The organism is Leptotrichia sp. oral taxon 847, from assembly GCF_001553645.1.
In the GTDB taxonomy this organism is placed as follows: domain Bacteria; phylum Fusobacteriota; class Fusobacteriia; order Fusobacteriales; family Leptotrichiaceae; genus Leptotrichia.
Window position 1 is genome coordinate 1307374 of record NZ_CP014231.1, and the last position, 25776, is coordinate 1333149.

Annotated in this window: 13 protein-coding genes and 1 tRNA gene; 10 read left to right on the forward strand and 4 right to left on the reverse strand. The window is 31.2% G+C overall.

All coding sequences use genetic code 11. The annotated features are described in order from the left end of the window. Positions 1-137 precede the first annotated feature (137 nt). The gene (gene cysK, locus AXF11_RS06120; RefSeq protein ID WP_068155926.1) at positions 138-1055 is read left to right on the forward strand and encodes a cysteine synthase A; all 918 of its coding nucleotides are present in this window, start codon (positions 138-140) and stop codon (positions 1053-1055) included. Between the two features lie 163 nt (positions 1056-1218). After that, complete coding sequence (gene epsC / locus AXF11_RS06125; protein WP_068155929.1) at positions 1219-1758, forward strand: serine O-acetyltransferase EpsC; 540 nt, start codon at positions 1219-1221, stop codon at positions 1756-1758. A 254-nt stretch (positions 1759-2012) separates the two neighbouring features. Here the strand turns inward: epsC and AXF11_RS06130 are convergent. Beyond that, a tRNA-Gln gene (locus AXF11_RS06130) sits at positions 2013-2087 on the reverse strand. Positions 2088-2499: 412 nt separating this feature from the next. On the opposite strand from AXF11_RS06130, the gene glmS reads away from it, so the two are divergent. Continuing rightward, entirely contained in the window at positions 2500-4329 is a 1830-nt protein-coding gene (gene glmS, locus AXF11_RS06135) for a glutamine--fructose-6-phosphate transaminase (isomerizing) (protein ID WP_068155932.1), read from the forward strand. A 49-nt stretch (positions 4330-4378) separates the two neighbouring features. Beyond that, on the forward strand, positions 4379-4690 hold the full coding sequence (locus AXF11_RS06140; RefSeq protein ID WP_068155935.1) for a hypothetical protein: 312 nt from the start codon (positions 4379-4381) through the stop codon (positions 4688-4690). Between the two features lie 95 nt (positions 4691-4785). Here the strand turns inward: AXF11_RS06140 and AXF11_RS06145 are convergent, their stop codons facing one another. The 3 genes from AXF11_RS06145 to AXF11_RS06155 all read right to left on the reverse strand — a co-directional run bounded on the left by AXF11_RS06145 (position 4786) and on the right by AXF11_RS06155 (position 7712). Beyond that, positions 4786-5448, reverse strand: a complete 663-nt coding sequence (locus AXF11_RS06145) for a hypothetical protein (protein WP_068155937.1) — start codon at positions 5446-5448, stop codon at positions 4786-4788. Between the two features lie 546 nt (positions 5449-5994). Beyond that, complete coding sequence (locus AXF11_RS06150; RefSeq protein ID WP_068155939.1) at positions 5995-6309, reverse strand: winged helix-turn-helix transcriptional regulator; 315 nt, start codon at positions 6307-6309, stop codon at positions 5995-5997. A gap of 83 nt (positions 6310-6392) precedes the next feature. Beyond that, positions 6393-7712 (reverse strand): MATE family efflux transporter, encoded by a 1320-nt coding sequence (locus AXF11_RS06155; protein WP_068155942.1) that lies wholly within the window; start codon positions 7710-7712, stop codon positions 6393-6395. 664 nt (positions 7713-8376) lie between these two features. Here AXF11_RS06155 and AXF11_RS06160 point away from each other — a divergent pair. From AXF11_RS06160 to AXF11_RS06185, 6 genes are all read left to right on the forward strand, one after another. Then, on the forward strand, positions 8377-9732 hold the full coding sequence (locus tag AXF11_RS06160) for a glucose-6-phosphate isomerase (RefSeq protein WP_068155945.1): 1356 nt from the start codon (positions 8377-8379) through the stop codon (positions 9730-9732). A gap of 260 nt (positions 9733-9992) precedes the next feature. Next, a complete protein-coding gene (locus AXF11_RS06165) occupies positions 9993-11366 on the forward strand; it encodes an aminopeptidase (RefSeq protein ID WP_082729436.1) in 1374 nt (457 codons plus the stop codon). A 12-nt stretch (positions 11367-11378) separates the two neighbouring features. Further along, positions 11379-14411 carry an alpha amylase N-terminal ig-like domain-containing protein gene (locus AXF11_RS06170; RefSeq protein WP_068155949.1) on the forward strand — a complete coding sequence of 1011 codons (3033 nt, stop codon included), beginning with the start codon at positions 11379-11381 and terminating at the stop codon, positions 14409-14411. Beyond that, positions 14408-15001: a GNAT family N-acetyltransferase gene (locus tag AXF11_RS06175; RefSeq protein ID WP_068155950.1), complete on the forward strand. Its 594-nt coding sequence runs from the start codon at positions 14408-14410 to the stop codon at positions 14999-15001. Before AXF11_RS06170 ends, AXF11_RS06175 begins: the two co-directional genes overlap by 4 nt. A 1112-nt stretch (positions 15002-16113) precedes the next feature. Then, the gene (locus AXF11_RS06180) at positions 16114-16614 is read left to right on the forward strand and encodes a POTRA domain-containing protein (protein WP_068155953.1); all 501 of its coding nucleotides are present in this window, start codon (positions 16114-16116) and stop codon (positions 16612-16614) included. 655 nt (positions 16615-17269) lie between these two features. Beyond that, complete coding sequence (locus tag AXF11_RS06185; protein ID WP_068155956.1) at positions 17270-25723, forward strand: two-partner secretion domain-containing protein; 8454 nt, start codon at positions 17270-17272, stop codon at positions 25721-25723. The last annotated feature ends 53 nt before the right edge of the window (positions 25724-25776 follow it).

The window sequence follows — 25776 nt, forward strand, 5'->3', positions numbered from 1 at the left end:
TAAAATATATTATAGTATAAAAAAAATATATAATTAAATAATTATTTTTTACTTGCATTTACAAATGTTTAGTGGTATACTAATTGTAGATACAAATATGAGAGTTAAAAAATATAATAAATTATGGAGGAAAACGTATGATATACGAAAATATTATTGATTTAATCGGAAATACACCAGTTGTAAAATTAAATTTTTTAAAAGGTGACGATGTTGCTGATATTTATGTAAAATTGGAAAAATATAATATTGGAGGAAGTGTAAAAGATAGAGCAGCTCTTGGAATGATTGAAGCTGCGGAAAAATCTGGAGAATTAAAACCAGGTGGAACAATCGTAGAACCAACATCAGGAAATACAGGAATTGCATTAGCAATGATAGGGAAAGCAAAAGGTTACAAAGTTATAATTATTATGCCAGATTCAATGAGTATTGAAAGAAGAAGTATTTTATCCGCTTACGGAGCTGAATTAATTTTAACTGAAGGTGCTAAAGGAATGAAGGGTGCAATTGCAAAAGCTGAAGAACTTGCAAAAGAAAATGGATATTTCTTGCCACAACAATTTAAAAATCCTGCAAACCCTGCAAAACATTATGAAACAACAGCAAAAGAAATTTTAGATGATTTTCCTGTGCTAGATGCTTATATTTCAGGAGTTGGAACAGCTGGAACTCTTGTCGGAGTGGGAAGAAGATTAAAAGAAGAAAGACCAGAAGCAAAAGTATATGCAGTAGAACCAGCATCATCAGCAGTGTTATCAGGAGAACAACCTGGAAAACATTTGCAACAAGGACTTGGAGCTGGATTTGTACCTGCCAACTACGACAGCAGTGTAGTTGACGAAATTATAAAAACAACAAATGAAGAAGCTGTGGAATTTTCAACAAGAGCTGCCAAGGAAAACGGATTATTCGTTGGAATTTCTTCAGGAAGTGCAATAGCTGCAGCTTACAAAGTTGCTAAAAAATTAGGAAAAGGTAAAAAAGTATTAGCTATACTTCCAGACGGTGGAGAAAAATATTTGTCAGTGGAAGCATTTAGAAATAGTCTATAATAAAAAAAGAAAAAAGGGAGTATATTTTTGCTCCCTTGATTTTAAATAAAACATATAAAATATGAGAATAATTCAAGTAGTAATAAAATTATTTACTTGAAATTTTTTTATAAATTTTATAAAATTAAATATATAGAAAACTAAAAAAAAGGAGGAGTTTGCCATTTTTAAACAATTAAAAGAAGAATTTGACAATATCGCTCAAAAAGATCCAGCAGCAAGACATAAATTGGAAATTTTATTATATCCGTCGCTGCATGCGGTAATAAATCACAAAATAGCGCATTTCTTCCAAAAGAGAAAACTTTATTTTTTGGCCAGACTTTTTTCTCAAATTTCGAGATTTTTTACTGGGATAGAAATTCACCCAGGAGCGACACTTGGAAAACGAATTTTCTTTGACCACGGAATGGGAATTGTAGTTGGAGAAACTGCTGAAATTGGCGATGATTGTGTAATTTATCACGGTGTTACGCTAGGAGGGGTAACGACTGAAAAAGGAAAAAGACATCCCACATTAAAAAATAATGTGACAGTCGGCGCAGGAGCAAAGATTTTGGGGAATATAACGGTTGGAAATAATGTAAAAATAGGTGCAAATTCCGTCGTTTTAAAAGATGTTCCCGATAACGCCGTCGCTGTTGGGATCCCAGCTAGAATTATTCAAAAAGCCGAAGAGGATTTTTTTATGTGGCATATTTAATTTTAATAGTAAATTTCAAAAATAGAGAATGTTAAAAGTTAAACTTTATATTCTCTATAATTTTTTCTCTTCATTTCACACAAATTTACGACATTTTTTTGCATTGTCAAAAAAGTCAATTTTGTACGAAATCGTCAATACGTAAAAATACTCTGATAGATTAAGCTTATTAACAAATGATTGTAAATAAAAATAAAAAAAACTGTCTTAACAAAGAGACAGTATACATAAACAACTATTTTAAATTTTTAAAATGGCTGGGCTGAATGGATTCGAACCATTGCATGCTAGAGTCAAAGTCTAGTGCCTTACCGCTTGGCGACAGCCCAATAAATAATAATTTTAACGACTATGTAAGTATATCAAAAAAAAAAACTTTTGTCAACATTTTTTTGAATTTGAAAAAAGTTTTTGTGTACAGATGTCAAACATTTGTTACAAAAATATATTAAAAAATATTGAAATTAAATTTACTCTTAAATATTTTACTCTGTCTTAAAAAAATTAAAATATTGAAAAAAGATAATAAATTTGATATAATTGTTAGACAAAAAGAATAAAAATCTTAAATAGCGCCAGACCTTTTTAAAAGGAGACGAGGAAAAAGAGTTATCGAAATTTCGGCGGATGCTCTTTAGGTTATCACAACCTGAATAATATACAAAAATTATAAGAAATTATAAAACAAAAATATTATAGTGATTATTCTTTTTGAATTTTATATTTGTAAAGGAGAACGCTATGTGTGGAATAGTAGGTTACATCGGTTCACAAAACGCTCAAGATTTTGTAATTGATGGATTAGAAAAATTGGAATACAGGGGATATGATTCAGCTGGAATTGCTGTAAATACAGGGAAGTCAAAATTTGACATTGTAAAAAAAGTTGGAAGACTAAAAAATTTGGAAAATGCTCTAAAGGAAAATCCTTTAGACGGAAATATTGGAATAGGGCATACGAGATGGGCAACTCATGGGAAACCATCTGATATAAATTCTCATCCGCATTTTAATAAAGACAAAACTTTAGTTGTAGTTCACAATGGAATTATTGAAAATTATCTGGAACTAAAAAAAGATTTAATTGCCAAAGGATATGAATTTGTTTCTGAAACTGATACGGAAGTTGTAGTACATTTGCTAGATAGCCTTTATGAAGGTGATTTATTAGAAGCTGTAAAAAAATTGTTAAAAATTATTAAAGGTGCGTATGCGCTAGGAATGATGTCAATTTCAGAACCTGAAAGAATTATTGCTGCAAGAAAAGAAAGTCCGTTAATAGTAGGTTTAGGGAAAGGTGAAAATTTTATTGCTTCTGACATTCCAGCAATTTTGAAATATACAAGAGATGTATATTTGATTGAAAATAATGAAATCGTAGAAATAAAAAAAGATTCTGTAAAAATTATGGATACTGAAGGAAATGAAATAAAAAGAGATGTAACACACGTTGAGTGGGATTTGGAAGCGGCTTCAAAAGGTGGCTATGAATATTTTATGGAAAAAGAAATTCATGAGCAGCCAGAAGTGCTTGTAAAAACTTTAAACAGCAGAGTTGATGAAAATTATAACATTAATTTTGATAATGCGGGGCTTACAAAGGAATATTTGAGCGGAATCAATGATATTTATATCGTGGCTTGCGGAACTGCTTATCACGCTGGGCTTGCCGGAAAGCATATTATTGAGAAAAAAACAAGAATCCGTGTAGATGTTGACATTGCGTCAGAATTTAGATATAGAAATCCTGTGATTGATGACAAAGCATTGGTTATTGTGTTAAGCCAGTCTGGAGAAACTTTGGATACGCTTGAGGCTATGAAAGAAGCGAAAAGACATGGGGCAAGAGTTGTTGCAATTACAAATGTAGTTGGCTCTTCAATAGCAAGGGAAGCGGATCACGTTATTTATACTTGGGCAGGGCCTGAAATCGCTGTTGCTTCTACAAAGGCATACACTACTCAAATGGTAATTTTAAACTTGATGGCAATTGATTTTGCATATAAATTTGGGAAAATTACAAAAGATGAAGCAGTTGAAGATATTAAGAAATTGTATGATGTGGAGCAAAGTATTCAGAAAATGCTGGAATATGACGAAAAAATAAAAAATGTCGCAGACAAGATTAAAGATAGTGAAAGCATGTTCTATCTTGGACGTGGGCTTGACTATGTAATCGCTGTGGAAGGGGCATTAAAATCCAAGGAAATTTCGTATATTCATTCAGAGGCTTTTGCTTCAGGAGAATTGAAACATGGTACAATTGCACTTATTACAGATGGAGTGCCAGTTGTTGTAAACGTTACACAGTCTGACTTGTTTGAAAAATCAGTATCAAATATAAAGGAAGTTACTTCAAGAGGAGCCTACGTTATCGCAATTGCAAAAGAAGGAAACACAGTTGTGGAAGAGGTGGCGGATGAAGTGTTCTATATTCCAGATGTGGCAGACGATTACGCAGGATTTCCAACAATCGTGATTCATCAGCTATTAGCATACTATTTATCAAAGTTAAAAGGAAATGATGTGGACAAACCAAGAAACTTGGCAAAATCAGTAACTGTAGAATAAGATAATTATCTAATAATTATAAATAATAATGAAAATGGAGGAAAAAATTATGAAATTTGATGATTTGAAAAAAGGAGCGGAAGACGCTTTAAAGAAAACTGAAGATGGAGCAAAAAATTTAGCTGATAAGGCTGCTGAAAAAGCAAAGGAAGTTGCAGGAAGCGAAGTTGCTCAGAATATTAAAAAAGGAACAGAAGAAGTTTTTGAAAAAACTGTGGAAGGTGCAAAAGATTTAGCAGAAAAAGCTTCAAATAATAAAATTGTTCAAGATGTGAAAAAAGGCACTGAGGAAGCAGTAGACAAGACAGTAGAAGGAGCTAAGGGCTTAGCAAACAAAGTTACTGGTGTATTTAAAAAATAGTAATTTTATAAGATTTACATAGAAGAACAAGAGTAATAAAAAATTAAGGGTTATCTTTTTATAAGATAGCCCTTTTATGAACTTAATTTATATAATTATTTTGAAATTTTATACATTTGTCTATAATTTTCTAATTTTTCTTCAAGTTCAGCAACTCCCCATTTTCCATTGTCTTTTTCCAAATAAATTGTAGCTTTTGAAGATGAATATTCTTGTGTTTGTTCCAAAGTTTTTTTCACAGTTTCAAACATTTTTGTTGTTATTTTATCAAAAATTTCATCTTCTGACAGATTTTTCAATTCTTTTTTGCTTATAAAATCTTCGTTTGTCATTAATTCAAATATTTTTTTGTAGCTTCCTGCCACATCTGGCATTTTTATATTTAATGTAACTTCTGCGACATCATTTGTAACATATCTTATTTTTTCAACTTCAATTTTATTGTTATTTAACATATAGTCGAACATATCGCTAGAAAATTTTTCCATCTTTTTTTGATAATTTTTAAACATTTGTTTATTAGTTTTAGATGTTTGTAATTCTTGGTTCATCATTCGGGAAAGCATTGATTTCGTCCCAATTGATGCTCCTTGTAAAATTAAATTATAGTCTCTTTTAGCAGCAATTTCGATTTCTTTATTATTCTTATCCAGTTCTTGCTGTGATAAAGTGACACCTTTTTTTTGAATAACTTTATAATTGCCTGAAAATAGCTGGATTGACAAAGTTAGTAAGAGAAAAGTTAGTAGCTTTTTCATAAATAATCACTCCTTTAAATTTTATTTTCTAGTGTCATTTTAACATATTTTTTTAGAAAATGTAAAATTTTTATTTAACATAGACAGAGTAAAATAGTTAGGGGTAAATAAAAAATCTTATTTTAAGTTTTTCATTCAATCCAGAAAGTTACTAAAATATTTTTTTATTTTTTAAGCAGAAGTGCTCATCGCCGCACCCCTGCACCCCGGCTAGTCTTCGACATTTTTATGCACTGCCAAAAAACTCGCACTAATCGTGCTCAAACAGTTTTGTCAGCACATAAAAATGCTCCGACGGTTTAAATTTTACTACCATACAAAAGTGTCGTGATTTTTTTGGAGTAAAGACGACTGTCTGAACGAAGTGAGTTTCGGCTTTGCTTCAAAAAAATGCTTAGACGAGCGTGGGGATTATAAGGGGAAATGGCGGTCCTTTCCCCTTATGTAAAAAATAAAAAAATAATATTAAACAAAATAACATCTTGTAATCAAGAATAACCTAAAAAATTTGAAATTAAAAAATCTGCCCCTAAAATTTTTAAACCATCATTTAACATAATATTTCTTCCCATAACTTTGCATAAGTTCCAAAATAGGCAATAAATCTTTTCCTTTTTCTGAGAGGATATATTCTGTCTTTTTTGGGTAAACATTGTATTCCCGTTTTTCTATAAGTTTTTCTTTGATTAAATAGTTTAAATGCTCAATAATCATTTTTTCGTTGCTGCCTTTTATTTGATTTTTGAAATCTTTTGTTCTGACTTTTCCGTGTCTTAAAAGCCATAATATGATGACTGTCCATTTTTTTGATAATATTTTTTGAGTTAGTTCCAGCGGACAAGTGTAAATTTTTTCTTCCATATAAATTTTCCTTTCAATGAAATTATTTGAAATTTTAAAAAATACTAAATAATCTTGTTTTTACTATAATTCTTTTAATTTTTCTATATTTTTTTAGAAATTTTTATAAAATACCATACTCGAATTAGCAGTCCTCCTGTCCAGCCTATCGGTGCGGCAATCCAAATTCCGTTATAGCCTAACGATGTTTTGGAAAGTAAAATGGCTAGAGGCACTTGAAACATACAAAATGAAGTAATAGATGCTATTAGTGGAACTAAGGATTTTCCGTAGCCTAGTAGCAACCCATTTAGTATTTGCATTGTGCAGAAAATTACGTAAAATGCTGAAATTATACGTAAATATTGATTTCCTATAAAAATCACTTCGGGATTTCGGTTAAATATTGAAATAAAGAATGCTGGAAAAATAAAAATAATAATTGAGATTATGATGGAAAATGTGATTCCTAAAATTAGGCTATCTTTTCCACCTTTAATTATTCTATTCATTTTTTTGGCTCCATAGTTTTGGGCTGTAAAAGTCATCAACGCCTGTCCTAAATTTATGGATGGCAATTCTGCGAAGGAATCAATTCGGGAAGCAGAAATAAAAGCTGCAATACAGTCTGTTCCAAATCCATTTACAAGAATTTGAATGACAATAAATCCTAGGCTGATTAAAACTTGCTGTAACATTGCTGGCATTCCAATAATCAGTATTTCTTTTAAAATATTAAAATTTAAGTTGAAATAATGTTTTTGAAAAATTAAATTTGGATATTTAAATTTTATGTAAAGTAAGCAAAGAAAAAAAGAAACAAACTGTGAAATAACAGTTGCAATTGCTGCTCCTGCAACTCCAGAGTTTAGTACTGCTACAAAAAATATATCTAGGATAATATTTAAAATCACTGCGGTAATTAAGATGTAAGTCGGCGTTTTTGAATCACCTACGCCTTTTAACGTATTTGTGAGGGAATTATAACCAAAAGTTGGAACAACTCCAATAAAAATAATTTTTAAATAGATATTTGCCTCCAGTAACAATTTTTTCGGAACATTAATTAAAATTAAAATATTATTTGATAGTAAAAAACCTAATGTTGTAACAATAAGAGATAAAACTATGGAAAAAATAAATCCTGTATTTGCAGTAATTTTCAAATTTTCCATATCTTTTGCCCCAAAATATTGGGAAATTAGAATGCTTGTCCCTAATGAAATACCTATCGAAACAGCTATTATAAGTACATTAATTTGATAACTTGAGCCTACAGCCGCAAGGCTTTCCTTTCCTAAAAAATTTCCCACAATGATTGTGTCTGAAATATTGTAAATCTGCTGAAATAAATTTCCTATTAAAATTGGCAAAGAAAAATAAATTATTGTTTTTAATTCGTTTCCTTTTGTTAAGTCTTTCATCTTTATTTTTTCTCCTTTTTTTCTTTATCTGCCTGTTAATTGATATTTTAACATTTATTTTATTTGATATGAATAACATACTTTTTTGTAAGTAGATATTTTATCAGTATGACAGAGTAAAATAGTTAGGGGTAAATAAAAAATCTTATTTTAAGTTTTTCATTCAATCCAGAAAGTTACTAAAATATTTTTTTCTTTTTTAAGCAGAAGTGCTCATCGCCGCACCCCTGCACCCCGGCTAGTCTTCGACATTTTTATGCACTGCCAAAAAACTCGCACTAATCGTGCTCAAACAGTTTTGTCAGCACATAAAAATGCTCCGACGGTTTAAATTTTACTATTATACAAAAGGTGTCGTGATTTTTTTGGAGTAAAGACGACTGTTTGAGCACGTTTAGTGCGAGTTTCGGCTTTGCTTCAAAAAAATGCTTAGACGAGCGTGGGGATTATAAGGGGAAATGGCGGTCCTTTCCCCTTATGTAAAAAAATAATATTAAACAAAATAACATCTTGTAATCAAGAATAACCTAAAAAATTTGAAATTAAAAAATCTGATCCTAAAATTTTTAAACCATCTTATCAGTATTTTTATTTGAAAAAAATATATTTTTTTGATATACTTAAAATGTAAAAAAATATTTTATAGATTTGAGGAGAAAAAAAGATGAAATTGGAATTTAGTTATAAATTTGCAAAAAATTTTTTTGATGAAAAAGAAATTACTCAACTAAAACCATTTGTAGAATTGGCAAATGAAGTTTTAGTAAACAAAAAAGGAGCGGGGAACGATTTTTTAGGTTGGACAACTTTACCTTGCGACTATGACAAAGAAGAATTTGCTAGAATAAAAAAGGCTGCCGAAAAAATTAAAAATAATTCAGAAGTATTGGTTGTAATTGGAATTGGTGGCTCTTATTTAGGAGCAAAAGCTGCAATTGAATTTTTATCACACAGTTTTTATAATAATTTACCAAAAGAAAAAAGAAATACCCCAGAAATTTATTTCGCTGGAACAAATATGAGCGGAGTTTATTTAAAACATTTAATTGAAGCAATTGGAGACAGAGATTTTTCAGTAAACATTATTTCAAAATCTGGAACAACAACTGAACCAGCAATCGCTTTTAGAGTGTTCAAAAAATTGTTGGAAGAAAAATATGGAAAAGAAGGTGCAAAAGAAAGAATTTTTGCCACTACTGATAAAGTAAAAGGAGCATTAAAAACATTAGCTACAAGTGAAGGATATGAAACTTTTGTTGTACCGGATAATGTTGGAGGAAGATTTTCTGTTTTAACAGCAGTTGGATTATTGCCGATCGCTGCAGCTGGAATAGACATTGATGAGTTGATGCGAGGAGCAGCTGATGCTGTAAAAGATTTTTCTAGTAAAAAATTGGAAGAAAACCAAGCTCTACAATATGCAGCTGTTAGAAATATTTTACTTAGAAAAGGTAAAAGTGTGGAATTGATGGTCAATTATGAACCAAGATTACATTATTTCGCTGAATGGTGGAAACAATTATTTGGAGAATCTGAAGGAAAAGACGGAAAAGGACTTTATCCATCATCAGCTGATTTTTCAACTGATTTACATTCTTTAGGACAATATATTCAACAAGGACAAAGAGTATTCATCGAAACTGTTGTTTCAATCGACAAACCATCGGTTGAATTTGAAATTGAAAAAGATGCAGAAAATTTGGATGGATTAAATTTTGTGGCAGGAAAAACTCTGGATTATGTAAATAAAAAAGCGAGAGACGGAGTTGTTTTAGCTCACGTTGATGGTGGAGTACCTAATCTAGCGGTAAATATTCCTGAATCAACTCCTTATCATTTAGGATATGCTTTTTATTTCTTTGAAAAAGCGTGTGGAGTAAGTGGATATGTGTTGGGTGTTAATCCATTTGATCAACCAGGAGTGGAAGCTTACAAGAAAAATATGTTTGCATTACTTGGAAAACCTGGATATGAAGAAGCTGGAAAAGAATTGGAAGCAAAGTTAAAAGAAATGAAATAAATAAAAAATTTTTTTAAAAAATAAATGTGGTAAAAAAGAGTTATTTTTTAGTAAAAAAAATAAAAAATAACTTTTTTTTTGTGGATTTTAAAAATAGCTTGATTTTTTATAAAAAAGATGTAAAATATATTTAGGATAGGTGTAATATTAATTTTAAAATTGGTTTAATTGTTAAATTATTCATTGGAAAATTTAATTGAAAGTAATTTAAAGATAAATAATAAAATATATTTATGAGAAATAAATAAAAGGAGTTAATGGTGACAAAAGAAAATTTATGGAAAAACTATTCCGAAGGAAAAAAATCAAAAGTATTTGAATTTGCCGAAGAATATAAAAAATATTTGGATTTGGCAAAAACGGAAAGAGAATTTGTAGTAGTAACAGAAAAAGGACTTAAAGAAAATGGTTTTATTGATATAAATGAAAAAGAGATTTTGAAAGCGGGAGATAAAGTTTATTTTAATAATAGAGATAAAAATCTTATTGCGATAATTATTGGAAAAGAAGATATAAAAAATGGAATTAATATGGTTGTTTCGCATCTGGACTCACCCAGACTTGATTTGAAGCCAAATCCGATTAAGGAAGTAGAAGAATTTGCGCTATTAAATACACATTATTATGGAGGAATAAAGAAATATCAATGGGCTTCAACTCCACTTGCACTGCACGGAGTAATTTATCTAAAAGATGGTACAAAAATAACTTTGTCAATTGGTGAAAAAGAAGGAGAAGCAGTATTTTGCGTACCTGATATTTTACCACATTTAGCTCGTAAAGTACAAGGGGAAAGAAAAGCGTCAGACGTAATAAAAGGCGAGGAATTAAAACTGCTTTTCGGGAATACGCCTGTAAAGGATAAAGATGTTGATAAAAAAGTAAAACAGTGGGTTTTGAATAAATTAAAAGAAAAATATGGAATAGAAGAAGATGACTTTTTTACGGCGGAATTAGAAATTGTTCCAGCTGGTAAATTAAAAGATGTGGGACTTGACAAAACTATGGTAGGTGGCTATGGACAAGATGACAGAATCTGTGCATATACTTCGTTAAAGGCGTTATACGAGGTTAAAAATCCTAAAAAAACTGTTATGGTTTATTTGACTGACAAGGAAGAAATTGGAAGCGAAGAGTCAACAGGGCTAAAAACGACATTACCTGAATATATTGTAGGAAAAATTTTATCAATGACTGAAAAAAATTATAATGACCAGATGTTAAGAGAAACATTGTGGAACTCAAAAGCGTTGTCGTCAGATGTGACAGCAGCTATAAATCCCGTTTTTTCTTCGGTTCATGATTTAGATAATGCGGCGAGATTATCTTATGGAATAGCTTTTGCAAAATATACCGGTGGCGGTGGAAAAGTTGGATCAAATGATGCTGATGCAGAATTTATCCAAGAAGTTAGAAAAGCTTTCGATAAAAATTCTGTAAAATATCAGATTGGAGGCTTTGGTAAAGTGGATGAAGGCGGTGGAGGAACTGTCGCAAAATTTTTAGCATATTACGGAATAAGAACAATAGATGCGGGACCTGCACTTATATCTATGCATTCACTATTTGAAATTTCATCGAAAGCTGATTTATATGAAACGTATAAGGCGTATAAAGTGTTTTTCGGGATATAAAGGAGAATATAGATGAGTTATAAACTAGAGATATACAAAGATAATAAGTTTTATGAAAAAGTCGATTTTAGGGAAAAAGGAGAAAAACTTTTGACTTACAAATGGGAAAATGTCGATAAGGGAAGTTATTTCTTTACAATAAAAAATGAAAATGATGAAACTTACGGAGTAACTTATAGCCATACAGCTCCATTTGCTGAAACTTTTGACGCTGTTGTCGAAAAAGACGTGGTGTCTAAACCGATAACAGGTTTTCAAAAAGGTGTTGATATTTTAGTATTATTTATACCTGAAGAAAAAAAATTTATTTTAAAAAAGATGAAATTTTTTAAGATGAATTTGGATATAACTGAATTCGGTTTAAGTGAGGCAGAAAGTGTAAAAATTGCTACAAATTACGGCGGATGGAGATTGGAAGATGAACCAGTAAGGCAGCTCGATAAGACAAATTATGAAATAGTTCTGGCAATTCCAGAAGGAAGTTACGAATATAAATATTCCATCGATGGAAAGTGGTATCCTGAAGGTGCAAATAAAAAACTGATAATTGGAGAAAATGGAGATTTATTTGCCAAAGGGGATTTGGGCACTGGAAAATTTGTATTTGAAGCAATTGATAAAAATGTGAGTTTAAAAGCAATTGCACATAATTATAAAAGTTTACAGTATTTTAATAAAATTTCTGACAGGGAATATGAATTTAAGCTTAGAACGCAGATGAACGATGTTGAAAGAGTTTATATAAGTATAGTTTTACACGAAGAAGATAATTATGAAATGATTTATGAACTCGAGAGATTTTGCGATAGGACAAATGGATTTGATTACTTTGAAAGAATTATAGATTTTGGGAAAAAAGTTGATAAAATTCGTTATTACTTCATTTTAGAAGATGGTGGGGTAAAAGCTTACTTTAATGGAAAAACATTGGATTACAAAGTTCCAAAAAAAATTGTAGTCGATACAAAATCAGATGACATTCAGATTTTTAGCGTTCCCGACTGGTCTAAAGAAGTTATCTGGTACAATATTTTCCCTGATAGGTTTTACAATAAAAATCATTATAACGATCCCGTTTTCAATGAATTTGGGCCGGAAAAGTTCGTGAAAAATGATCTTCATGAACAAAATTTTATAGAAAAATATAAATGGAAAAGAGTTAATAATCTATACGGAAAATTTGACAGAAATCGTTGGACAGCAGATTTTAAGGATAAAGTTGGCTGGGAAAGAATTGGGGAACAAAATATAGATTATAGCCTAAAATATGCCAGAATGTACGGTGGCGATTTGCAGGGAATAAAAGAAAAAATACCATATTTAAAAGAATTAGGAATAACAGCAATATGGCTAAATCCAGTATTTTTTTCATATCAAAACCATAAATATGGAGCAAATGACTTTAGACATATTTCACCAGATTTTGGGACTATTAAGACAAGTGGAAAAGAGTATGGCGTAAAAATTAATAGAGAAAATAGATTTGGAAATAAATCTTACGTGGATGTGTTAGGTTCCACAGTAAAAAATAACAGTGAATTAGAGCTATTGCAAGTAAAATTGAAAGGGGAAGATAAAGGTAAAAACGGCTATGGCGAAACAGAAGATCCAGCAACTTGGGTTTGGACAGAGTCAGATTTAATAATGGTCGATTTGATAAAAGAATTGCACAAAAACGGTATAAGAGTCATATTTGATGGAGTTTTTAATCATAGTAGTGACAGACACTGGTCATTTAATGTGGTAATGGCACAAGGAGAGAGCTCGAAATACAAAGATTGGTATAAATTTACCGATTTTAGCGAACATATTCCTATAACTGATGATATGACTGACGAACAGGCTTATGAAACTTTAATAAATAACAAGAAAAGAGTAAAATATAACGCTTGGGCAGGATTTAATTCACTTCCGGAGTTTAACACATTTAATCAGGAATATAAAGATTATATCTTTAATATCACGAGAAAATGGATGTATGGTCCAGATGGAATTGAAAATGAAAATTGGATGGAAGATGACGGAATTGACGGTTGGCGATTAGATGTACCAAATTGCTTGGAAAATCAAGGATTTTGGAATGAATGGAGAAAAGTTGTTAAAGAAAGTAAAAAGGATTCTTACATAACAGCAGAATTGTGGGGAAATGCTTCATCTGATATAAACAATGGAAATAAGTTTGACACAGTTATGAACTACGAATGGCTAAAAACTGTAATTGGATTTTTTATAAACCAGAGTACTAAAGGTGGAAATCAATATAAATTAAAAGCACAGGATTTTTTTAACGAACTTCGGGAAAAAAGATCCTGGTATCCGTATCAAGCGCTTCAAGCCAGCCAAAATTTAAACGGTTCACACGATACAGATAGACTTTATTCAAGAATAGTCAATGATGGAATTGGAAGAAATTTGGAAGAAGGAAAGCAACTGGAAAAAGGTTATAACAGCATAAAACCGTGTCTTGCAGGAAACTATCATCCAAATACAACAATTGACTGGAGAAATAGCGAAATTAAACCAAAAGACATTTTAAAATTAATTTCAGTTTTTCAAATGACTTATATCGGAGCTCCTATGCTATTTTACGGCGATGAAGTGGGAATGTGGGGAGCAACTGACCCATATTGCAGAAAACCTATGTTATGGGAAGAATTTATTTATGATGAAGAAAGAAACCCATCGTATGTCAATCAAAATGAAGTTTATTCTCAAGAAGTCGACAATGATTTATTTCAATGGTATAAAAAATTAATAAAAATAAGAAAAGAAAATAGAGTACTTGTTTATGGAAAATTTAAGGAAATAATGGCGGACAATGAAAAGGATGTTATTGTTTACGAAAGAATAAATGATAGTCATTCGATAATTGTCATAATTAATAATTCTTTTAATGAACAGGAAATAGAATTTTCGACTGATTACTTAGATGAAAAATTTTTAAATTTAATAAATGGAAACGCGATTCGTTCGACTAGTAGCGGAAAAATAAAATTAAAGTTAAAACCAAAAGAAGGGAAAATTTTAAAGAAAGGGCATAGATGAAAAAATTAGATGAAAAGATTATAAATTTTAGATTTGCGACAGTTGAAGATGCGGGTAAAATTTTAGAAATTTACAAGCCTTACGTGGAAAATACGACGATAACTTTTGAGTATGATGTACCAGCATTAGAGGAATTTAAAAATAGAATAAAAAACATCTTAACTGACTATCCATACATTGTCTGTGAATATGAAAATAAAATACTAGGTTATGCTTATGCTCATAAAGTTTGGATGAGAGCTGCATATCAGTGGGATGCGGAGCTTTCTGTTTATATAGATAAAAGGTATATGGGCAACGGATTAGGAAAAAAATTATATAAAATATTAATTGAAATTTTAAAATTGCAAAATGTCGTAAATGTGTACGGCTGTGTAACTTATCCAAATGAAAAAAGTGACAGGTTACACGAAAGTTTCGGATTTAAAAGAGTTGGAATTTTTGAAAATGCGGGATACAAATTTGGAAAGTGGATAGGTGTAACTTGGTTTCATAAAGCAATTTCAGAGTACAAAAAAAATCCAGAAAAATTAAAAAAAATATCACAAATCGACAAAGAAAAAATAAAACTGCTTTTTTTAAACAAATAAAAAACGTTTTAGAGAATAAATTTGTGTGATAAATAACTTAAAAATTAGATTAAAGAAGGATATAATTCTTATCTTTGATAGTTAAGATAATAAAAACCTACCTTAGCCCTTTTTTTAGGGATTTAAGGTAGGTATTTTTTGTTAAATTTTTATGTAATATTTTTCATATTTTTTAAAAATTAGATAGATTGAATGATAAAGTACAACAAGAACTTTAAACATTTTAAGAAAATTGGTAGTATCAATATTTGAAGAATTACTATTTAGAAACAAAGTTTGTTAGAAGAATAAATATATTATATCGTTAGATGTGAGAAGATAATTAAAATTATTTTTTAAAATATGAGGATAATATTGTAAAAAAAAGAAAATAAAAAAAGGTAGTTTAAAATATTCATGTCATTGCCTGCATTCTAAAATTTTTGTTGTGAGATAATACATATGTGACAAGAGTGTATAAAAAAAGAAAGGTTTCTGATATAATGTAACTTACCAAAACCACATTAAGGAGAAACCTTTCATATGAGTAGTATATCAGAAATATACCGTGTTCGTCAACGGGCAGTTGAGTATGCGATGGTTTAAAAATTTTAGGGGCAGATTTTTTAATTTCAAATTTTTTAGATTATTTTTGATTACAAGATGTTATTTTGTTTATATTATTTTTTTATTTTTTTACATAAGGGGAAAGGACCGCCATTTCCCCTTATAATCCCCACGTCAGTCTAAGCATTTTTTTGAAGCAAAGCCGAAACTCGCACTAAACGTGCTCAAACAGTCGTCTTTACTCCAAAAAAATCACGACACCTTTTGTATAATAGTAAAATTTAAACCGCCGGAGCATTTTTATGTGCTGACAAAACTGTCTGAGCTTAAGCGAGTTTTTTGGCAGTGCATAAAAATGTCTTGAGCCTTGCCGGGGTGCAGGGGTGCGGCGATGAGCACTTCTGCTTAAAAAAGAAAAAAAATTTTAGTAACTTTCTGGATTGAATGAAAAACTTAAAATAAGATTTTTTATTTACCCCTAACTATTTTACTCTGTCCCGTCTAAAATTTTTAATTGACATTCCTTCTGATTTATGTTAAAATTATTTAATTTATATTAGTAAGAGGTGAAAAATATAAAAAAATATATAACAATACTAATTTTTTCTCTAGCTACTATTAATTTTTCAGCACCTGTTGATGATGCTACTAAAATTTTAGATATTCAACAAAGACAGCTTGAGCAGGAAAGAAGCAGGATGGAGCAGCAAAAAAGTCAAGAAGAATTTGAAAATACTAGATTTAATGATGTTCCAAAAATTGATAAAAATAGCAACTTTGATGATAAAAATTCTAAAAAATTTTTGATAAATGAAATTGATATTGAGGATAAAGACAAACTACTTTCTAAGAAAGAAAAGAAAAACATACTTAAAAAATATGAATATTTGAAAATGGGAAGCAGCGATATTCAAAATATTCTGGTTGAAATTACTAATAAATTAGTTTCTAAAGGGTATATTACAAGTATTGCAACAGTTTCAGATAAAAATGATTTGACTACAGGTACTTTAAATTTAAAAGTTATCGCAGGGAAGATTGAAGATGTCAGACTCAACATTTTCTAATTTATTCTTGATTACAAGATGTTATTTTAGTTAGTATATTTTTTTACATAAGGGGAAAGGACCGCCATTTCCCCTTATAATCCCCACGCTCGTCTAAGCATTTTTTTGAAGCAAAGCCGAAACTCACTTCGTTCAGACAGTCGTCTTTACTCCAAAAAAATCACGACACCTTTTGTATAATAGTAAAATTTAAACCGTCGGAGCATTTTTATGTGCTGACAAAACTGTCTGAGCTTAAGCGAGTTTTTTGGCAGTGCATAAAAATGTCTTGAGCCTTGCCGGGGTGCGGAGGTGCGGCGATGAGCACTTCTGCTTAAAAAAGAAGAAATTATTTTAGTAACTTCGTAAGTTGAATAAAAAACTTAGAAACAGAAGTTTTTATTTACTCCTAAATACTTTACTCCATCCAAACATTAAAAAATTTTGACAATGACTTAATATAGGGGTATACTTTTAATAATAATATTTTTTTTTTAGTAAAAAATAGAAAAATTATTAAAGTAAGAAAAAAGTAGACTAATGTTTCACAAATAGATAAAAATAGCAACTTTGATGAAAAATTTTTTATAAACTAAATGAATGCCTAAGATAAGGAAATAAAATGTGAAAAATAAAGTTTTAAGGAAATCAATTGCATTCTTAATTGATGTTATCAATGAATATGAATAGTTTTGCAGCAAATCTTGAACTAGATCCTAACTCAAGATACAATACAAAACTTGATATGTCACGAAATGGAACTCCAATCGTTAATATTTCTACTCCGAATGGTCGTGGAATAAGTATTAATGAGTTTCTTAACTACAATGTCGGTCATGAAGGGCAAGTGCTTAATAATGCTGATAACATTGGGCGTAGCCATCTTGCCGGGATTATTAATGCTAATCCGAATTTGGCTGCCAACCAGGCTGCAAACTTGATAATCCTTCAGGTAAACGGGTCTAACCGTTCGGATATTGAAGGGTATCTGGAAGCTTTGAGCCGTCAGAAGGTAAATGTCATTTTGAGTAATGAAAATGGTATTTACTTAAATGGTGCAGGAACTATTAATATTAGAAATTTTGTTCCGACTACAGGAAGAGTAAAGCTTCAGAATGGAGACTTCGTAGGAATTGATGTTGAAAAGGGAAGAGTTGTGATAGGCTCAAACGGGTTTGATGCATCGACTACGGATTATGTCAATGTAATTGCAAAAGCTCTTGAATTGCAGGGAAGTCTTGTTGGAAACAAGGTTGATGTAACTCTTGGAGAAAATACAGTTGATAAAAATGGTGCAGTTACTTCAAAACATGGAATAAATTCTGTTGCAATTGACGCAAGCAAACTGGGTTCGATGTATGCAGGACAGATCAGCATAATCAGTACTGATAAGGGTGCAGGAGTAAACTCAAGAGGAATTGTTTATTCAAGAGACAAAAAACTTGAAATTACAGCAGATGGAAAAATAAATGTTGCAAAAATTAAAGGGAACGGTATTGAAATTAATGGTACAGAGTACAATCAGGCTGAACTTGCCAGTTCTGATAAAGGAATTAATATCAATGCTAAAAATATTAAGCTAAATGGAGAAACACAGGCAGCTGGGGATATTAATTTAAATGGGAATACTCAAAATAACTCTAAAATATATTCTGAAGGAAATTTTAACACAAGAAGTCTTTTAAATACAGGCGATATTAATGTTGCTGGGAATTTTAAGGCTGATGATTTTAAAAATGTTTTGGCAGCTGTTAATACAGGTGGGAATTTGAATGTTAAAAACTTGGAAAACAGTGGTAGCATTCAAGTTTCTAGAAGTACAGGGATTGACGGAAAGTTAAATAATTCAGGTAACTTGACTTCTATAGACAAAATAACTGTAAAAAATGATATTTTAAATTCCGGAAATATTTCAACTAATGGAGATTTGTCAAGTAAAAATGCAGTTTCATCAGGTATGATTGTTGCAAATAATTTTACAACAAGTAATTTGCAGAATGATGGAAAAATCTTTACAAATGCGGATTTGAAAACAAAATATTTCAAAAATACTGGAGAAATTTCAGCCGTTGGGAAAATATCAAGCGACAGTATGGTTTCAAGTGGAAGCATTAGAACAAATGAAGCTCTTGATATTTCAGGTGACTTGAATAATGACGGGACTTTACAGAGTGCTAAAGATATTACGGTTTCAAGTAACATTAAAAATAGCGGTAAAATTTATGCTGGCGGAAATTTATCAGGAAAGGATGCTGTTTCAAGCGGGAAAATAGTTTCTAAAAATTTAAGAGTGAATGACCTTAAAAATGATGGAGAAATTTTTACAAATGAAGATCTTCAGGCTAAAAATGTTACGAATACTGGTAAAATAGCATCTGCTGGAAATATTTCCACAAAAGATTTGAAAACTTCAGGAAGCATAAAATCTAATAGAAAAGTTACAGTTTCAGGAAAGCTTGAAAATGATGGGGATTTGGAAGCTGTAGAAGATATAAAGGTTTCGGGAAATGTAAGAAACACTAAAGAGATAGCGACAAATGGTAATTTTTCTGGTAAGAATGTGGTTTCAAAAGGGAAAATTATTTCCAAAAATTTTGAATCTGATGATTTGGATAATGATGGGAAAATTTCTTCAAATGAGAATGTAAAAGCTAGAAATATTAAAAATACTGGAGAGATTCAGGCTGTAGGATCAATATCAGGAAATAATTTAAAAACTTCAGGAAAAGTTAGGGCAAATAAAAAAATTACAGTTTCAGGAGAACTTGAAAATGGTGGGGATTTAGAATCAGGAAAAAGTCTGACTGTTTCAAAAAATATTAAGAATACTGGAAAGATTGCTGTAAATGAGGATATTTCAGGGAAAGATACTCAAAATTCAGGAACCATGTATTCTAAAAATCTTAAAACTGATAATTTGAAAAACGATGGAAAAGTTGAAGTTGGAAACGATTTGAAAACGGCGGATATTGAAAATACTAAAGATATTACAGCTGTTGGGAAAATCTCAGGGAAAAATGTCAATAATTCTGGAAAAATTTTGACTAATGGAACACTGGATGTTAAGAATGTTAAAAATATTGGAAAAATTGCAGCAGGAAGTGATGTTACATCGCAAAGGCTTGAAAATTCAGGAGTTCTGGCGACAAATGGGAACATTACGACTTCGGATTCGATGACTAACAGCGGAAATATTGAGGGTAAAAATCTTGATATAACTGGTTTGGAATTCACAAATAGCGGTAAAATATCAGCTGACAACATTAGGGCAAGGGTTAATGACACTAAAAATAATGGAAGTATTTCTTCAGCAAATGACATTGATTTAACGACAAATACTTTAACGAATACAAAAGAAATGCTGGCAGTAAACGACATAAATTCAAATAATGCGACAGTTTTAAATTCAGGAAAAATGGCTTCAAACGGTAAAATACTGCTAAATAATTCAAGCATTACAAATATTGGACAGATTTTGTCTGGAGAAATTTCTATGCAAAATGCGAAAAAATTTGATAATACTGGAACTGTAAAAGGGAATAAGACGGTTCTTACAACTGACCAGGATCTAAATCTGGTTGGAAATTTGCATGGAGAAAGCTTGCTTGAAATTTCAGGAAACAACATTACAAACAATGGAAATACGACAGGGGCGGGGCTTATTAAAATAAGTTCTAATGACTTTACAAATAATAAGGAACTGGCTTCAAATGCTGTGATTATTGATGGTCGTGGGAATGTTGTAAACAACAATATGATTACTGGAAATGATGGTAAAATTAATGGAAACAGCATTACTAACAATGATTTGATCGCTTTTGATAATTATCTTGAGATGAATGCTAAAAGTAAGGTCTTGAATAATAAAGATAAAAGTATTTATGGTGGTCAAACTTTAATTATTCACGGTCAGGAACTGATGAATGATGAAGGTGAAATTCTTGGTGGAAATATGGATCTGAATGCTTCTAAAATCACTAATAATGTTGGAACTGTTCAGTCAACTGGGGATATTTTCGTTACTTCAAATGATTTTCAGAATATTGGAAGAGTTACTGGTTTAGGAAATTATGAGAAGTATTATGAAACTTGGGATGGACAAAGATTATCTGAATCAGAAATTGCAAGTAAATGGCTGCTTAATGATAATGGAGGATGGAAGAAAAAAACTAGCGGACATACTAGAAAAAAAGCAAGAAAAGAACAAAAAGAGTGGTTTGAAAAACAAATCCAGAATAATAATAAATCTGAATCTAAATCATATCTGCTTACAAAATATGAGCAATTTTTTAGATCGATTTTAGGACATACAAACGTAGATGATTCAAAAAAAGTAGCAAGCAGTACCAAAGATCCGACAATACCTCTTGTTGGAAAATTAAAAAGTAAAGCATCAACTGAATATGGAAAAGTCCTGGCAAATGGAAACATTACAATAAATTCAGGTAATTTTAAAAATAAGGACAGTTTAATTTCAGGTGGAGGCTTAGTCAATATTACTGCAACAAATTTTGAAAATTCAGTAAGCATTGATGATAAAAATCCTATAAAACTAAAAAATGGTAGAGAGATATTGGATTTAAATATCAAGGAGGGAACTCATCATCATATTCTAAGAACTACTCTAGTTGCTGTTCACACAAGAGATATGGTTGACGAGGATATAGGCTATGCAACAGGACAGCCTTCTATCATTGAAGGTTCACTTGTAAACGTGAATGCTCCAAATATCATAAAAAATTCTATTGAAGCAGGAAACGGAAAAGTACTGAATAATGGTGGGGCAACTGGTAGAGCCTTGATTTCTTCAAATTCAATAGGAATTAACAAGGGTACAGGTTCAGCAAATGGAGCGGTTCAGGTTGCTGGAAATGCTTTACTATCCAAAGTAAATAGCGGCTTTAATGGAAATTTACAGGTTAATGGCAGCAGCAATAATAGTTTTGACAGGGCAATACAAATTTCAGGAAATAATTCAGTTATTCAAAATATTAAAAAAACTGGAACAATTGATGTAAACCCACTATTAAGCAGCGCAATGTTTACGATGAATATGAGTCCATCTTCAAAATATCTTCTAGAAACTCGTTCAAAATACATAAGTCTAGGTCAATACTATGGAAGCGACTACTTCACTTCAAGAGTTGGGTATTCGGAAATTTGGGACAGAAGTAAAAGATTAGGAGATGCCTTTTATGAAAATCAATTGCTTACAAGAGCTTTAAATGAAAAGCTTGGAACAAGCTTTTTGAACGGAAAATCTAATCAGGAATTGATTCAGTCAATGATGGATAATGCGGCTGATGAAAAAGCAAGGCTTGGTCTTGTTGTCGGTCAGGCATTGACTCAGGATCAGATAAATGCCTTAAATGAAGATATTATCTGGTATGTCTCAAAGGAAGTGAATGGAGTCAGTGTTTTGACACCACAAATTTACTTGTCAAGCAGAACTAGGGAAAGCATAAGCGATGACACTAGAAATAGAATTGGTGGAATAAATGGAACTTATGTCAAGACTAAAGATTTTGTAAATGACGGGACAAAATGGGGTAACGGCGGAGTTACCTATGTTGAAGCGAATACTGTGAGAAATGAGACTACAACAAATCTTCTTTCTGAAATTTCAGGAGATAGAACATTCATAAGTTCAGTTGGAAATATTGAAAATATCGGCGGAAAAATAAAGGGAAATGAAGTTGTAGGTTTAATTTCTGAAAATGGAAATGTAATCAACAATACAACCAAAAGAAAAGTAGGATTCAATAATGGCGAGTTTGACAGAAGCTGGCATGAAGAAATAGGCTCAATTGGGCAAATTTCTTCAAATGGATTAACTTTTATTAAGGGTAACAGCTATGAGTCAACAGGAGGAATTCTAAACACAAATCATCTTGAACTTGATGTAAATAAATTCAATGTATCGGCATTGTCTTTAAGCGGTGAAGATAAATTCGGCAAGGGCAGCAATAATTACACAAAATATGGTGCAACAGAACATTTAGGCGGAGAAGTAACTGCAAATTCTACTTCAGGAAGAATAGGAGATTTAAACCTTACAGGCTCAGCATTTATTGGCGGAGATACACAAGGTCTGAAAATTGGGAAAGTGAATGTAGAATCCGCTGTAAACAGTTACGACTTGGAGTCAAAACAGACAAGTAAGAATACGGTTTCTAAAAGCAGTACATACATAAAATCTCATCAGGAAGAAAATGTTGCAGGAAATTTACAGCTTAGCGGAGCAAGAATTGAAGGAAACTTGACAGGAATCGGAAGTAACATTGATTTAGGTGAAAATACCTTTGTTGGCGGGAAATTGACAACAGATTCGAGAGAATTACATAATAGTTTTTATGAAAAAAATACGTCCAGAGGATTTAGTGCAGGAATTAGTCACGGAACGGCTTCATTAAATTATGGAAAATCAGGCAGCACCTATGATGAAAAAGATACGATAAATGCCAAATCAAATTTAAGAATTGGCGATGGAAGTGTGCTAAATAACGGAGCGGAAATTACTGCCACAAATTTTGAGTATGGAAATATTCAAATTAATAATGGTGACGTAAAATATGGTGCAAGAATTGATACAAGAGATGTAAAAACTACTTCAAGAAGTAGTAATTTTGGTGTGTCAATTGGAATAAACAGTCCAATTAAAGATAGAATTGAACAAGCAGCTGGAGCTGTAAAGCAAGCTAGAAGGGGAGATACGATAGGTGGTCTTGTAGCGGGAGTAAATGCAGGAACTGGAATGGTTTCAGGACTTGCAGGAAATCAAGGGACAAGACAGGCTTATCACACAGGAAATTTAAGTCAAAGTGAAGTAAGAAATGCGAGTGCAAACAATAACTTTTATGCAAATATTGGAGTAAATGCAGGATATTCTACTTCTAAAAACAGTAACAACTCCCACAATGAAAGTGCCGTAGTTACGACAATGAAACCAATGCATGAAAATTCAAGCATAACTTACAACAATGTAAACAACATAACTTATCAAGGAACACAGGCTCAAGGTGGAACATTCATTTACAACAATGTTAAAAATATTCGGAAGGAAGCAGTAGAACTTCATAACAGCAGCAGTTCAAGAAGTTCAAATTTTGGAATAAGTACGGGAGCGACAATTGGATATGGCTACGGAACACAGATTACTGGAAATGGTGGAAGTGTTTCTGCAAATAGAAGTAATCAAAATACGAATGAAACTATTTATCAAAATGGTAATTTTCAAAATGTAAATGAAGTTCACAATAATACTGGTACAATGACACTTTCAGGATTTAACCAGGAAGGCGGAAAAGTTACAGGTAATATCGGCAAGTTGGTTGTAGAAAGTAGACAGAACACAAGCACGACAACTGGAAGATCAAGCGGTGCAAGTGTAGGAATAAATGCAAATGGAGTTCCTAGTTCTTTAAATGTAAATGGAAGCAGAACAAATGGAAGTAGAGCATTTGTAGATAATCAAAGCAGCTTTATTGTTGGAGAGGGAAGTAATCTTCATGTTGGTACAGTTGAAAATACTGGAGCAATTATTGGAAAACAGAGTGAAAACGGTACTACATTTAAAGTTGATAAGTATGTTGGCCACGATATTCAAAACTACGATACAATGACAACAACTGGAATTTCAGTAGGGACTTCATTAGGAAAATCTCCTAGAGTTACAAATATCGGATTTAATCAAGAAACAGGAGATAAACAAGGAGTAACTAGAAATACAGTAGTTGGAAATGTAGAAATAGGAGAAGCTTCTGGAAGTCCAATAAATAAGGATGTTACAAAAGCTAATGAAGTTACAAAAGATGTACAGCATTCGACTAATATTAATGTTGAGAGTCAGACTATTGAGTATGCTACTAATCCTGGTAAGTTGAAAGAAGATTTGAATAAGGCTAAAGATGAAATAAAGGATGTTACAAAGGCACTTGATAATTCAATTCATGACCCGGGAGATGACAACAGAAATTTCTTTGGACAGTTGAGAGAAACTAGACTTTCTGAGACAGTCAATAATATTGCTGGAGAGAGATTGAAAGTTGCACAAACAAGAAAAGAAATAGCAAGTGCCTTTGAAGAGGCTTACTCTGATTTGGGATATAAAAATGTAAAAGTAATTTTTACAACACCTGAACATGCTAGTCAATTGATTGATGAAAATGGAAAACCAAAGGCTGGAACGGCTTATATAAATAAAAAAACAGGTGAAAAAACAATATTTATCAATGAAAATGCTGAGGAAAATCAAACAAAAACAGGACTTATTGGAGTAATTGCTGAAGAAGGAAGCCATATTATAAATGGAGTTGAAGGAAGACAAATAGAAACAGGAACTGAAGAAAAAGGACTTGAAAGTACAGGAAGAGCAACTAATGAATATTTCCAAGAAAAATATAAAGATGATGCTGACAAGTTAATAATTCATAAATCTGATGGGATTGACTATTCTGGAATTGATTTTGGAGAAAATGTAGGAGATAGAAAAGGAAAAGAAATTACAAGTACTTTTCTAGATTTCGTACCTTATGTTGGAACAGCAAAAGGTATAATTGAAGGAATAACGGGGAGAGATTTAGTAACTGGTGAAAAAATTGACCTATTTTCAAGAGTGATGGGAATAATTCCAGGTGCAAAAGCAGTAGGTAAAGGAACAAAAGCAACAGTTAAAGGAATAAAAGCATCAGGTAAAATAATAAAAAATTCCAAAAAAATAAAAGTAGTGTTATCAGATGGTTCAAAAATAACATTAAAGTCAAATGAAGTTACTAAATTAGAAAATAAATTTAAATTTAAAATATCTACGAAAAAAGAAAATATTAAGATAAAATCTACGCGAACAATTAATTCGAGTAAAATAAAATCAGATATACTTCAAACAAATAAAAATATAAAGTTTAACGCATTAAAAACTAACATAAAGGGACAAAAAGTTTTTAAAAATTCAAAAGGTTTTGTCTTTTATGCAGATGATTTTCATTATCCAGTTCATTATGAAGTTTTTAAAAATGGGAAGCATGTAGGTATAATAGATGCGAAGACTCTACAAAAAAATAAAGGAAATTTTGATATAAAATCTGTTAATACAAGTGAAGCCAAAAAAGGAAGAACTATAAATATGAAATGAAAGGAGAATATTAATGTATAGAAAAATAAAAATTTTTCAAGATATTTATTTGT